Origin of the sequence: Mucilaginibacter sp., assembly GCF_036383575.1 — a bacterium.
Classification (GTDB): domain Bacteria; phylum Bacteroidota; class Bacteroidia; order Sphingobacteriales; family Sphingobacteriaceae; genus Mucilaginibacter.
In genome coordinates this window covers 1-13,450 of the sequence record NZ_DASVOB010000628.1, presented here as the reverse complement: position 1 = coordinate 13,450, position 13,450 = coordinate 1, and the positions used below count along the sequence as shown (strand labels likewise).

Here is a 13,450-nt window from a genome sequence, read left to right as displayed (position 1 = left end):
AACCTTGATGGGGCATATTCCCGGGGCCAGCTGTTGTTGCTTTCATCAATATCGGCGGTTTCGCGGTATGGGTCGAGCTTTATACTCTTTACCTCTTTAGTTTTGGCAAATACCTTGGTTACCTTGTTTTCGTTTTTACGCCAGATGTAAGCCGAAATTTTTTCTAACTCCTTGGTACCATCGGCATAAGTCCACTCAATAAGCAGCGGGGTTACCAGGCCTCCTTTATTGGTAAAGCTTACTTCATAAAAGTAGTTCTTACTGTCGTACAGTTTCTTTTCGGCAGGAGTTAAGGCATTGTACATAGCCTGGTAACTTTGAGAGGTTGCCGGTGTTGCCGCAAACCTGTCCCATTTACTATAAAAATCCTGCAAAGCAGTATCGGCTTCAACCGCGAAACGGGTACCAGCTTCCTTATTACGGGTAGTGCTGATGTTCTCTAAATTACGGTCGAACTGGGCACGGTCGGCAGAGCCTTCAACAGTCGGATTTTTGGTGTTAAGGCGATAGTATTTTACACTGTCGATAGATACATCAACCGGATCAGTTCCGTAAAACCACCCTCTCCAAAACCAATCAAGGTCAACCGCCGAAGCATCTTCCATGGTACGGAAAAAATCGGCAGGTGTTGGGTGTTTAAAGGCCCAGCGGTGCGCGTAGGTTTTAAAAGCATAATCAAACAGTTCGCGCCCCATAACAGTTTCGCGCAATACGTTTAGCGCGGTTGCCGGTTTGGCGTAAGCGTTAGGGCCAAACATCACAATGTTTTCAGAGTTGGTCATGATAGGCTCCAGCAGGTCTTTCGGCAGCTTCATATAGTCAACTATCTTATACGCCGGACCGCGTTGCGATGGGTAGCGACTGTCCCACTCCTGCTCGGCCATGTATTGGCAAAACGTGTTCAGGCCTTCGTCCATCCAGGTCCACTGGCGCTCGTCGGAGTTAACGATCATCGGGAAAAAGTTGTGACCAACTTCGTGGATAATTACACCAATCATCCCGTTTTTGGTGGCTTCAGTATAAGTGCCATCCTTTTCGGCCCTGCCATAGTTAAAGCAGATCATCGGGTACTCCATCCCGTTTGATGCCTCAACAGAAATAGCTACCGGGTAAGGATAAGGGAACGTATGTTTTGAATAAGTTTTAAGCGTGTGGGCCACTACCTTGGTAGAATACTTGCGATAAAGCGGGTAAGCCTCCGGGCCATAGTATGACATAGCCAGCACTTTTTTGCCGCCATCAATCTGCGTACCCATAGCATCCCAAACAATACGGCGTGACGATACCCAGGCAAAATCACGTACGTTTTCGGCATGGAAAGTCCAGGTTTTGCGGGCTGTTGCATGTTTCTTCATGGCATCCTTAACCTCGTCAAGCGTTACTATCTCGGTAGGCTGTGAGGCTGATTGTGCGGCAGTCCAACGTTTAAACTGGGCAGAGCTCAGGGTTTGGGCATAATTTGAACACTGCCCGGTACCGCCCACCACATGATCGGCAGGTACATTAATATTTACTTTATAATCCCCAAAGGTTAAAGCAAACTCCCCCCTGCCGGTAAACTGCTTATTTTGCCATCCCTGGAAATCGCTGTAAACAGCCATCCTTGGGTACCATTGCGCCATAGTGTACAAGTAGTTGCCATCTTCAGGAAAATACTCGTAACCACCACGACCGCCAATAGTTAAACGATCAGATATATTATACCACCATGCTATTTTAAATTTAAACTTTTGACCGGGCTGCAGGGTTACGGGCAGCTCGATGCGCATCATGGTTTGATTGATCGTATAGCTAAGCGTACCGCCATTGGCATCCTTCACGCTTTCAATATGGTTGCCCAAATCCAGGTCATTCCCCATAATGCCCTGTAGTTGGCGGATGCTCATCTTAGCTTGCATTTTGCTTTCGTCAAACTTAGCGCTTTCGGCATCTTTTTTATGCTCGTTTTCGTCAAGCTGTAGCCACAGGTAAGTAAGCGGATCGGGCGAGTTATTGGTATAAGTAATAGTTTCAACACCATCTAAGCGCTGCTTATCGTCATTAAGGGTGGCGTTTATTTCATAGTCAGCTTTTTGCTGCCAGTACTTAGGCCCCGGCGCTCCCGAAGCGGTGCGGTACTCATTAGGAGTGGATACCATGGTGCCCAACTGTTCAAACTTGTTACCATGGTTTGAACCCGGGTTGTTGTTATACTGCGCCCAGGCTGATGAAGCGAGGATGCAGCAGGAAAATAAAGCTGGGTAAAACTTATTCATCTGAATTTAATTAGTAAAAATCGTTCAATACACATAATAAAAGCAATTCCAAATATTGCCGACGACAGGAACATTGTCCAATCACGTTGCGGCGTTCGGGCAAATCTGATCAGGATAAAAGAGATAAGTAACGCAGATATTACAATTAATACCTGCCCAAATTCAAGCCCGAGGTTAAAAGCAAATAATTCGGCAGTGATATTGGTGCTGGTGCCAAGCAAACTTTTCAGATAGTTTGAGAAGCCCATACCATGCACCAAACCAAAAAATAAGGCCAGGCTATAGTTGAGCCGCATGGTTGTTGAAGTGCGTTTTTTGTTGAGGATATTGATCAGGCTGGTAAATACAATAGTTATCGGGATCAGGAATTCGATAAGGGATGTATTAATATGGATAATATTTAACACACTCAATGCCAATGTAATAGAATGACCAATAGTAAAGGCCGTAACCAGTACCAACACCTTGCGCCAGTCGGCAAGCAGATAGGTGCCGCACAATACAGTTACAAAAAGGATATGGTCGTACCCCTCCCAATTGCAGATGTGCTGCCAGCCAAGCTGGAAGTACAATGAAAAGTCAGTCATTACTTAAAATTAGCGATTGCGAATAAAAATAACGTTTTTTGTAGATAATACAACTATTTAACGCAATTATGTTGCAATTACTTCTTATTAGCTGGCTAAGCTTTTTCCATCCCTTTTATGTAAGCGTTACCGAAATTAACCACAACGCTAAAAACCAAAGCCTTGAAATAAGCTGTCGTATTTTTTATGACGATCTGGAGCATACCATCGAAAAACAATACCATACCAAAATTGATATAGTACACCCGGCCGATAAAGCAAAAGTAGGGCAACTGATAAATGATTATATTAAAAAACACCTCATTATTAAAGCCGACGGCAAAACCGTTGCTTTAAACTTTATTGGTTACGAAGTACAGGAAGATGCTGCATGGAGTTATTTTGAAGTTAAAGGCATCAGCAAACCCAAAAAGTTTGAAGTACATGACGATCTGCTCTACACCGAACATCCCGAACAGATCAACATGATGCACATCACCGTAGCCGGCGAGCGCAAAAGCACCAAGCTGGATAACCCGGATAGTGATGCCGTGGTGGTGTTTTAGATAGCGAAAAAATTAAGTTATGTCATTGCGAGCGCAGCGCAGCAATCTCGTAGCCAATGCATGTCCGCCCTGTATAGCTACGGGATTGCCGCGTCGCCCCAAGTGCTTTTGCCCATACCGCTCCTCGCAATGACATGACTTTTTTCCGCCGTTGTTGGTGTTGTCACCAACAACTTTTTATAATCAGTTATCTTCTTTTGGCTGCCCTGTACAGCTATTGTTGGTGACAACACCAACAATGGCAAGTTATTTTTCGTTGCATTTCAAGCGCCCGCTTTTATTATTCCTTTGCTTTTAAGCTTTAATTTATAATTTAGTGTCGCAAATACAATTAATCCACAAAGCCAGATGTCATCAAAAAAACTCATCCCGGCCAAAGCATGCACATTGTTAGTCGTCATGCTTATCGCCATAAATTCATTCGCGCAGCAAACTCGCCAAAAACTTGATTTTGACAAAAGCTGGCGCTTTAACCTTGGCGCTGTTGATAACGGCGAAAACACAAAGCTAAACGACAGCAAATGGCGCACGCTTAATTTGCCGCACGACTGGAGTATTGAAGGCACGTTTTCAAAAGATAATCCTGCCACGCCCGAAGGCGGTGCTTTGCCTGGTGGTATCGGTTGGTATCGCAAAACATTTACGGTTCCGACGGCATCAAAAGGCAAACTGGTTTATATCGATTTCGATGGCGTATATCAAAAAAGCGATGTATGGATCAACGGGCATCACCTTGGTTTCAGGCCAAACGGGTATATTTCGTTCAGGTATGAGCTTACTCCCTATTTAAATTTTGGCGGCAGCAATGTTATCGCCGTTAAGGTCGATAACTCGGTACAGCCTAATTCACGCTGGTACTCAGGTTCGGGTATTTACCGCCATGTGTGGTTGGAAACTACCAACAAAATCGCTATTGATCATTGGGGTACTTATGTTACAACAAGCGATGTAAGCGCATCATCAGCCAAAGTTAATGTACAGGTACAACTGCGTAATAATGAAGTTTCGCCATCATTATTTATTAGCACTAAACTTTATGATGCCACCGGTAAAATTGTTGCGATCAGCGAACAAGCTACATTGGAAGCACGGATTAAAAACGCTGTACTAACAACTGATAATACGCTTACGGTGAAAAACCCTGTGTTATGGTCGGTTGAGAAACCTTATTTATATAAAGCAGTAACACAAGTTCTGGAAGGCAAAAATGTGATTGATGAATACACCACTACCGTAGGCATCCGCTATTTTAATTTTGACGCCGATAAAGGCTTTAGCCTGAATGGCAAGCCGATGAAAATCTTAGGCGTATGCGATCACCACGATCTCGGCAGCCTTGGTGCCGCGGTGAATAACCGGGCGTTGGAACGGCAGTTGCAGATGCTAAAAGCTATGGGCTGCAACGGCATCCGTACTTCGCACAACCCTCCTGCCCCCGAACTGCTTGACCTTTGCGATAAAATGGGCTTCATAGTAATGGATGAGGCTTTTGATTGCTGGGAATGGAAAAAAGCCACTTACGACTACCACCTGTATTTCAAAGAATGGCATAAACGCGATCTGGAAGATCAGATCAAACGCGACCGCAACCACCCCAGCATCATGATCTGGAGCATAGGAAACGAAATCCCGCAACAAGCAGACACAAGCGCATTACGTATCGCTCCCGAATTGGCAGCCATTGTTCACAGTTTGGATAAAACCCGCCCTATTACTACGGCTAATGATCGCCCCGATACTACCAACAAGATCGTGAAATCGGGCGCTATTGATCTGGTCGGTTATAACTACCACCAGTTTGATTACGCTAAATTTCATGACCGCTACCCCGGCAAAAAGTTTATCGCTACTGAAACTACTTCGGGACTGGAAACACGTGGCTATTATGAAATGCCGTCGGATAGCATCAGGGTTTGGCCTACCAACTATGATAAACCTTTTGTAAGAGAAGGCAACAATGTATCGGCCTATGACAACACCCGACCACCATGGGGCTCAACACATGAAATGACCTGGAAGGTGATGAAAAAGTACGATTTCCTTTCGGGCATGTTCATCTGGACAGGTTTCGATTATCTTGGCGAACCTACTCCATACTCATGGCCATCGCGCAGCTCATACTTCGGAATAATTGACCTGGCTGGTTTCCCTAAGGATGTATATTATATGTACCAAAGCGAGTGGACCAATAAAAATGTGCTCCACATTTTCCCGCACTGGAACTGGCAGCCTGGCAAAATGATCGACATTTGGGCATACTACAATAATGCCGATGAAGTTGAGCTTTACCTGAATGGTAAATCATTAGGCATCCAAAAGAAAACCGGCGACGACCTGCATGTGATGTGGCGCGTAAAATATGAGCCGGGAACACTCAAGGCAGTATCGCGTAAAAACGGCAAAACAGTTTTAACCCGCGAGATCCATACCGCCGGTGCCCCAGCTAAAATTGAATTAATTGCCGACCGTTCGCAGATCAAGGCTGATGGTAAAGACCTGTCATTTGTCACCGTAAAAATACTGGATAAAGACGGCAATGTTGTACCTGATGCCGATAATAAGGTAAGCTTCAAGATCAATGGCGAAGGCTTTATCGCCAGCGTTGACAACGGCGATCCTGTTAGTCATGATCCGTTCAAAGCCGATTACCGTAAAGCATTTCATGGCCTTGCACTGGCTATTGTACAGGCCAAGGAAAAAGCCGGTACGATAACATTTACCGCTTCGGCCGATGGTTTGCAGAGCAGTACACTGGTATTGAAAACCAAATAACTTCAAATTCCCTCTCCTTTGGAGAGGGAATTTGAAGCATTAAAAAAATAAAACCCGCCTCAAGGAGGCGGGTTTTATTTTTTATGGATAATGAGCTTCTGTCGATATTTTACTCCTAATGACACTCTCATTACCAAATACAATGACGTTCGTAAAAATGTATCAGTGTTCCCCACTTCTGTATAAACCGCCCGGCTTTAATCACTCTAATTTTGTTTCAACATTTAAAAACGATAACAATGGCAAAGACAATTTTTATTACCGGAGCATCACGTGGTTTCGGTAAACTATGGGCCGAAGCATTATTGCAAAGAGGCGATAAAGTAGTAGCAACAGCCCGCGATTTAAGCACACTGGATGACCTGGTAAGCCAATACGGCGACAATATTTTACCCCTGCAACTGGATGTTAACGACCGTGCTGCTGATTTTGCAGCTATCAACAAAGCAAAACAACATTTCGGCAGCATTGATGTGCTGATCAATAATGCTGGCTACGGTTTATTTGGCAGCATTGAGGAAACTACAGAGCAGGAAGCCCGCGAGCAGATGGAAACCAACTTTTTTGGTTTGCTTTGGTTATCACAAGCGGTGCTACCGGTAATGCGCGAACAAGGGCATGGCCATATTATCCAGCTTTCGAGCGTATTGGGACTGGTTACCCTGCCTGTGCTGGGTATTTACAATGCCTCTAAATTTGCTGTAGAAGGCTTGAGCGAAACACTGGCTACCGAAGTAAAAGGCTTTGGGATAAATATTTCGCTGATTGAGCCAAACGGCTTTGCAACCGACTGGGCAGGTGCTTCTGCCGCACAAACGACAGCAATGCCAGAATATGACGGAGTGCGCGCCGCTTTCCAGGCTGGTTTAACTGACGAAATTTTCGGTGTACCTGAAGCAACTACCGATGCTGTGCTAAAATTGATTGACAGTGAAAACCCACCGTTGCGTTTATTCCTGGGTAAATTTGCACATCCATGGGTTAAACAAACCTATGAAGGTCGCGCTGCAGAATGGGATAGCTGGAGCGAAGTATCTGCCGCTGCACACGGTAAATAATTAATATTATATACAGGCTGTTATCTATTGGCTTTAGGCTTTTTGCATTCTGCTTTCAGCTTTTATATTAATGGTATTCTTTTACATAATCTACGCCGTAATCCGGCGTAGATTTGTTTAACTTTATAAATCATGCAACATTTCAAAACTTTGGCCGATATGCACCGCTTCAACGGATTTCCGATGCCGGAAAATCCGTTATTCAGCATGTTCAGGTGTACGCATACCTGCGGACTTGGAGAAAGGGAATTTACATCTGATTTTTATATGATCGGGTTTAAAAAACTTAAAGCGGGCCAAATTATGTACGGTCGTACCAAATATGATCATGATAACGGTAGCATGATGTTCATTAAACCCCGTCAGGTTATTCAGTTTAATAGCGTTGAATATGACGAGGACGCATTTATTATATTCATTCACGAAGATTACTTTAACGGTCACTTCCTGAATACCGAAATAAGTAAATATGCTTTTTTCGACTATGAAGCCAATGAAGCGCTGCACCTTTCCCCATCGGAAGAGCAGATCATGTGGGACCTTTATCACAAGATAGAGACGGAATATCGAAATAACACGGATGAATACAGCCGCGATATCATGCTTACGCATATTGATTCGATCCTGAAATACTCACAGCGATTTTATAAACGCCAGTTTATTAACCGCACAGAACTTTCGGGGAAAACGGTATCAAAATTCAATAATGCCTTAACTTCATATTTTAAAACCGGGTTGCTGCTTACACAGGGGCTGCCAACTGTTAATGCCTTGGCATCACAGCTTAACTTGTCCCCACGCTATCTGAGCGACATGCTTAAACAGGAAACCGGGAAAACTGCTATTGAACTGATCCATATTTACCTGGTAAACGAAGCCAAAAACCGCCTCAAAAGCGATTACCAAAGCGTTTCTGAAATAGCATATGAGCTTGGTTTTGAAAACTTACCATACTTTTCAAGGCTTTTCAAAAAAGAAACGGGTATCAGCCCCAACCAGTTTAAAAAGCAGCTGGTTAATTGATGTACTAAGGCAATCACAAAGAAAAGTCCAATTTATCTACATTAAGTTTCTGTTAACAACCCTTTCGGGATAAAACGATTTTGTAATTTTGACTACAATCGTTTTCTTATGAAACTAAAACTCATTGCCGGCATTGCGTTTCTAAGCGCGGCGCTACAATCATTCGCTCAAACTCCGGGTAAAATTGAACAAACAGGGCAGGTATTATTACCTAACGGCTGGAAGCTTAGTCCGGCCGGGCGTTCCCTGCCGCTTGGCGATTTGCCGCTTAATATGCAGCTGTCATCATCCGGCAAACTGCTGGCTGTTACCAATAATGGGCAAAGCACTCAGTCGGTGCAACTCATCGATCCTAAAAATGAAAAACTGCTTGATGAGGTTGTGGTTAAGAAATCATGGTATGGCCTTGCTTTCAGTCGCGATGAAAAAAAGCTATATGCCTCGGGTGGCAATGATAACTGGATCCTGGTATTCAACATCGCCGATAACAAACTGGGTACGCCAGATACCATCAAATTAGCACCGCATGCCTGGCCAAAAGACAAAGTTTGTCCAACAGGTATGGTAACCAACAAAAGCAACAGCCGCCTGTATTCGGTCACCAAAGAAGACAGCACCCTTTACATCATCGATCCAGATAAAAAAGACATCCTTAAACAGGTAAAGCTCCCTGCCGAAGCTTACAGCTGCATTTTATCGCCCGATGAAAAAACGCTCTATATTTCGTTATGGGGCGGCGATATGCTTGGCTTTTACAACATAGCTACACAAACCCTTAGCACCATTAAAACCAGCAGCCATCCAAACGAGCTGCTTTTAGATAAGAAAGGAAAATTTCTGTATGTGGCCGATGCTAATGACAATGCCGTATCTGTAGTAAATACAACTACACACAAAATAGTCGAAACCATTTCTACGGCCCTTTACCCTACCCGCCTCACAGGCTCAACCAGTAACGGATTGGCCTTATCGCAAAATGGGAAAACCCTTTTTATAGCTAATGCCGATAATAACTGCCTTGCGGTATTTGACGTAACCGTACCGGGCAGCAGCAAGAGCAAAGGTTTTATCCCGGTAGGCTGGTATCCAACCAATGTAAAAATGCTGGGTAATAAGATCCTGGTATCAAATGGTAAAGGATTTTCATCAATGGCCAATCCTAAAGGGCCACAGCCGGTTAAAAAAACAGATAACAGCGGTTATAAACAAGGTGCTATCAACAGCCGGGAGCAATATATCGGTGGTTTATTTAAAGGTACGCTATCTTTTATCAACAGCCCAACCGACGCCGAACTGAAAGCTTATACCAAACAGGTTTATGCCAATACGCCATTTACCGCCAAAGTTGAAAAAACAGCCAAGGGCGAAGAAGGTAACCCGATTCCACGCCGGGTGGGCGAAAAATCGCCTATTAAATATGTGTTTTATATCATTAAGGAAAACCGCACTTACGACCAGGTTTTAGGCGATATGCCGCAGGGCAATGGGGATACCTCGCTATGCATCTTCGGTAATAAAGTAACGCCTAACCATCACGCTATAGCCAACGAATTTGTTTTGCTTGATAACTTTTATGTTGATGCCGAAGTAAGTGCCGACGGACACAACTGGAGCATGGCAGCCTATGCTACCGACTTTGTGGAAAAAACCTGGCCAACCAGCTACGGCGGCCGCGGTGGTAACTACGATTTTGAAGGCACCCGTAAAGCTGCCTATCCGCGCGATGGTTTTATATGGGATTATTGCAAACGCGCCGGTGTAAGCTACCGTACCTACGGCGAGTTTGTGAGCGATGGCAACCCCGGCAAGGCAAACTTAAAATCACTTGAAGGGCATTTTTGCGTGAAGTCGCCGGGATTCGATTTAAGTGTGAAAGATGTAAAACGTACTGAGATCTGGGCACATGATTTTGATTCGTTATTAACCATAAACGCCGTACCGCATTTTAATACTGTACGCATTTCAAATGATCATACAAGCGGTCAGCGTAAAGGCGCCATATCACCTATTGCTGCTGTGGGCGATAATGACCTTGCCATTGGCCAGTTTATCGAGCACTTATCGCATAGTTCTATCTGGAAAGAGTCGGTAGTTTTTATTTTGGAAGATGATGCCCAAAACGGGCCCGACCATATTGATGCCCATCGCTCGCCGGTGTTTGTTGCAGGCCCGTATGTAAAACGTAATGCGGTGATCCATGGCATGTATTCAACTTCGGGAGTATTGCGCACTATGGAACTGATATTAGGCCTGCCGCCAATGAGCCAGTATGATGCCGCAGCTATGCCGTTGTATGATTGCTTCACCAGCAAGCCCGACTTTACCCCATACACAACCAAACCTGCCCAGGTTGACCTGGAACAGCGAAACATAGCCGTAAACGAAAGCAGCAAACGATCTGAACTGTTTAATTTTGCCAAAGAAGATGCCGCACCTGATATCGACCTTAATGAGGTAGTTTGGAAATACGTAAAAGGAGAGGCATCTGTCATGCCTGCGCCAAAAAGGAGTGCCTTTGTAATTTTAGAACCTAAAAAAGAACAGGATGATGATTGATTTGTTAACTTCGTTGAACCGGAAGTTGTCCAATTAACGAATCCTTAATATATTGGTTTAAAGCCCGGCTATAATTTATAAAGCCGGGCTTTCACATTAATTATACTCCTATGATCACTCATTTAGAAAACGAGCACATTAAAGTAGCTATCGACACCAAAGGCGCCCAGCTGAGTTCATTTATTAACAAAGCCACAGGCATTGAACACATGTGGCAGGCCGATGAAAAGATCTGGCCGTGGCATGCACCTAACCTGTTCCCGGTGGTTGGCGGCCTGATCAATAATGAGCTTTTGGTAAGTGGCGAAAAATATGCCATGTCGCGCCATGGTTTTGCAAGGCAGTCGGAGTTTTTTTTGCTGGAGTCGGATGAGACGTCGGCAAGTTATTCGTTGCCTAATTGTGAAAACACACTAAAAGTATATCCTTTTAAATTTGATTTCCAGATCCTGTATCATCTTATTGACAACGCGCTCCGGATAACCTATAAGGTGATCAACCTCGATAAAAAATCGATATATTTTTCAGTCGGCGGGCACCCTGCCTTTAATGTGCCTTTTAATAAAGGCGAAAATTATGAGGATTATTATCTTGAGTTTGAAACCGAAGAACGTTTTAACACCCACCTGCTATCAAAAGACGGCTTTTTTAATGGCGTAACGCATCCGGTACCTACCCCCAATAAAAAGCTCTATTTAACCCGGGACCTGTTTAATGATGATGCATTGGTTTTCAAAGACCTGAAATCGCGCATGGTAACTATTAAAAGTGATAAGCATGACCAAACCCTTGCACTCGAGTTTCCGCATTTCAATTATCTTGGTTTATGGGCTAAACCAGGGGCCGATTTTGTTTGCATTGAACCATGGCTTGGCTGTGCCGATACAGAGGGTAGACATGTAGATATTAAAGAAAAAGAAGCTATCCAAAAATTAAGTGTAGGCCATGTTTTTGAGTCAGCGTATTTTGTTTGTTTGTAAGCAATTAGTTTACAATATTTTTATACTTGCTTAAAACATTTTTCACAGTTTTTCGCTTTCATAAAAAGAATCACTTAAATATTAAAACTATGAAAACTAAAATTTATTTATTAGCCTTAACCATGCTGCTGTCATTTACAGCGTTGAATACTTTTGCCGCTGATAACCACGCACTTACTCCGCTAAGTAAAGAAGAAATAGCAACCATGACAACCGAGCAAAAACAAGCCCGTGTTGAGGAAATAAAAGCCCGTGTTAACGAGATCAAAGCGATGGACAAATCGCAACTTACCAAAGAAGAGCGTAAAGAGCTTCGTACAGAACTTAAAGGGATGAAAAAAGAAGCCAACGCCCTTGGCGGTGGCGGTATTTACCTTTCATTAGGTGCTATTATCATCATCATTTTAGTATTGATCCTGATATTATAATTTGAATTACCTTGTATAATAAAAACGCCCCCGACGAAAATCGGGGGCGTTTTTTTTAGGACTTTATAACCTATTGTCATTCTGAGCGATAGCGAAGAATCCTCTTCGACATAATAAAGAACCGTTGTGCAAAGCTAAATGCTTCGGCCCTATCCATAGTAGCTTAAAAAGGGTGTCATACTGAGCTTGTCGAAGTATGGTGCGCTGGGCCTTTGCACGCGAGTCTTCGACGGGCTCAGACTGACGGGCCCACTCATGTTCAATTCTACTCCACGTCATTGCGAGGCACGAAGCAATCGCGAACTATATAGGGGCGGTTCTGTAGGTTGGGGAGTGCTTCGTGCCTCGCAACGACGTTTTTATATCCCATTCAGCGTGCCAGCAACAAAAAAGCCCCTGAATATATCCAGAGGCCTTTAATATCTTGATTAAAATAGTTTATTATTTTTTGCTGCTGTCAGCTTTAGGAGCTGGCGTAGTAGTTGATGGTGTTAACGCCGGAGCTGCTGAAGGAAGCGCGTTGCTTGGTTTTGAATTTTTCTCAATTTGCTCACGCAGTATCGCGTTGTCTGTATTAGCCGATGAACCGCCTTTTACAGCTACGTTGATAGCAAGCGATAACACCATAAGGGTTATTGCTAACGCCCAGGTACCTTTTTCTAAAAAGTCGCCGGTTTTTTGTACACCCATTAATTGTGATGAGCTTGAAAAATTTGATGCCAAACCACCGCCTTTAGGGTTTTGGATAAGTACGATAAGCCCTAACAGAGCGCATACAATTACGGTAACAATGATTAAAACGATATACATTTCTTTATATTAATTAGTTTTCTTCTCTAACTCCTCAATTTGGCTTGCAAAGTAACGGCTTTTTTTCGGGAATTTCAACATCAATTTTTTGTAAGTTGCAATAGCTTTGTGATATAACATCTGGTCGATGTAAATCTGGGCTAATGTTTCACTTACCAGGTCATTTCTGTCTTCCGAGCTCTTCTTTGCTTTGTTCTCATTATCGAGCTTATCAATTGATGGCGGCCTGATCTGGGGCTCCTCTTTAATAAATTTCTCAATAATGATGTCTTCCTTTCTTTTTATCTCCGGCACATCGGGCTGAGGGGTTTTCTCCAGCTCCTCCAGAGATTGCGAATGGAAGATATTTTCATAATACTGATGCTGCAGTGCATCCGCTGTTTGGCTATCAGGCGCTACAGGTTTTTTTGGCTGTGCAACCGTTTCAATATTATAA

General features: G+C 43.7%; 10 protein-coding genes and 1 pseudogene. 7 read left to right on the top strand and 4 right to left on the bottom strand.

Going from position 1 to position 13,450, the window contains the following annotated elements:
• Both VF500_RS22315 and VF500_RS22310 read right to left on the bottom strand, forming a co-directional pair.
• Positions 1–2,255 (bottom strand): M1 family metallopeptidase (locus VF500_RS22315; RefSeq protein WP_330861792.1); only part of this gene is annotated, 2,255 nt, incomplete at its 3' end.
• On the bottom strand, positions 2,252–2,842 hold the full coding sequence (locus tag VF500_RS22310) for a HupE/UreJ family protein (protein ID WP_330861791.1): 591 nt from the start codon (positions 2,840–2,842) through the stop codon (positions 2,252–2,254). The genes VF500_RS22310 and VF500_RS22315, both read right to left, overlap by 4 nt.
• 68 nt (positions 2,843–2,910) lie before the next feature.
• On the opposite strand from VF500_RS22310, the gene VF500_RS22305 reads away from it, so the two are divergent.
• From VF500_RS22305 to VF500_RS22275, 7 genes are all read left to right on the top strand, one after another.
• Complete coding sequence (locus tag VF500_RS22305) at positions 2,911–3,387, top strand: DUF6702 family protein (protein WP_330861790.1); 477 nt, start codon at positions 2,911–2,913, stop codon at positions 3,385–3,387.
• 348 nt (positions 3,388–3,735) lie between these two features.
• Positions 3,736–6,159 (top strand): beta-galactosidase GalB, encoded by a 2,424-nt coding sequence (gene galB / locus VF500_RS22300; protein WP_330861789.1) that lies wholly within the window; start codon positions 3,736–3,738, stop codon positions 6,157–6,159.
• A gap of 239 nt (positions 6,160–6,398) precedes the next feature.
• Positions 6,399–7,217: an SDR family NAD(P)-dependent oxidoreductase gene (locus VF500_RS22295; RefSeq protein ID WP_330861788.1), complete on the top strand. Its 819-nt coding sequence runs from the start codon at positions 6,399–6,401 to the stop codon at positions 7,215–7,217.
• A 132-nt stretch (positions 7,218–7,349) separates the two neighbouring features.
• Complete coding sequence (locus VF500_RS22290; protein WP_330861787.1) at positions 7,350–8,240, top strand: AraC family transcriptional regulator; 891 nt, start codon at positions 7,350–7,352, stop codon at positions 8,238–8,240.
• Between the two features lie 108 nt (positions 8,241–8,348).
• Positions 8,349–10,796 carry a bifunctional YncE family protein/alkaline phosphatase family protein gene (locus VF500_RS22285; protein WP_330861786.1) on the top strand — a complete coding sequence of 816 codons (2,448 nt, stop codon included), beginning with the start codon at positions 8,349–8,351 and terminating at the stop codon, positions 10,794–10,796.
• A 110-nt stretch (positions 10,797–10,906) separates the two neighbouring features.
• Positions 10,907–11,776 carry an aldose 1-epimerase family protein gene (locus tag VF500_RS22280; protein ID WP_330861785.1) on the top strand — a complete coding sequence of 290 codons (870 nt, stop codon included), beginning with the start codon at positions 10,907–10,909 and terminating at the stop codon, positions 11,774–11,776.
• A gap of 89 nt (positions 11,777–11,865) precedes the next feature.
• Entirely contained in the window at positions 11,866–12,204 is a 339-nt protein-coding gene (locus VF500_RS22275; protein WP_330861784.1) for a hypothetical protein, read from the top strand.
• A gap of 441 nt (positions 12,205–12,645) precedes the next feature.
• Here the strand turns inward: VF500_RS22275 and secG are convergent, their stop codons facing one another.
• Positions 12,646–13,014: a preprotein translocase subunit SecG gene (gene secG, locus VF500_RS22270; RefSeq protein ID WP_330861783.1), complete on the bottom strand. Its 369-nt coding sequence runs from the start codon at positions 13,012–13,014 to the stop codon at positions 12,646–12,648.
• Positions 13,015–13,023: 9 nt separating this feature from the next.
• A pseudogene (locus tag VF500_RS22265) lies at positions 13,024–13,450 on the bottom strand (hypothetical protein); the annotation flags it as partial.

Bases quoted from the DNA above. Each gene is read 5' to 3' on its own strand.
- VF500_RS22310 (WP_330861791.1), bottom strand. From the start codon at position 2,842: ATGACTGACTTTTCATTGTACTTCCAGCTTGGCTGGCAGCACATCTGC.
- VF500_RS22305 (WP_330861790.1), top strand. From the start codon at position 2,911: ATGTTGCAATTACTTCTTATTAGCTGGCTAAGCTTTTTCCATCCCTTT.
- VF500_RS22290 (WP_330861787.1), top strand. From the start codon at position 7,350: ATGCAACATTTCAAAACTTTGGCCGATATGCACCGCTTCAACGGATTT.
- VF500_RS22285 (WP_330861786.1), top strand. From the start codon at position 8,349: ATGAAACTAAAACTCATTGCCGGCATTGCGTTTCTAAGCGCGGCGCTA.
- VF500_RS22280 (WP_330861785.1), top strand. From the start codon at position 10,907: ATGATCACTCATTTAGAAAACGAGCACATTAAAGTAGCTATCGACACC.
- secG (WP_330861783.1), bottom strand. From the start codon at position 13,014: ATGTATATCGTTTTAATCATTGTTACCGTAATTGTATGCGCTCTGTTA.
- VF500_RS22295 (WP_330861788.1), top strand. From the start codon at position 6,399: ATGGCAAAGACAATTTTTATTACCGGAGCATCACGTGGTTTCGGTAAA.
- galB (WP_330861789.1), top strand. From the start codon at position 3,736: ATGTCATCAAAAAAACTCATCCCGGCCAAAGCATGCACATTGTTAGTC.
- VF500_RS22275 (WP_330861784.1), top strand. From the start codon at position 11,866: ATGAAAACTAAAATTTATTTATTAGCCTTAACCATGCTGCTGTCATTT.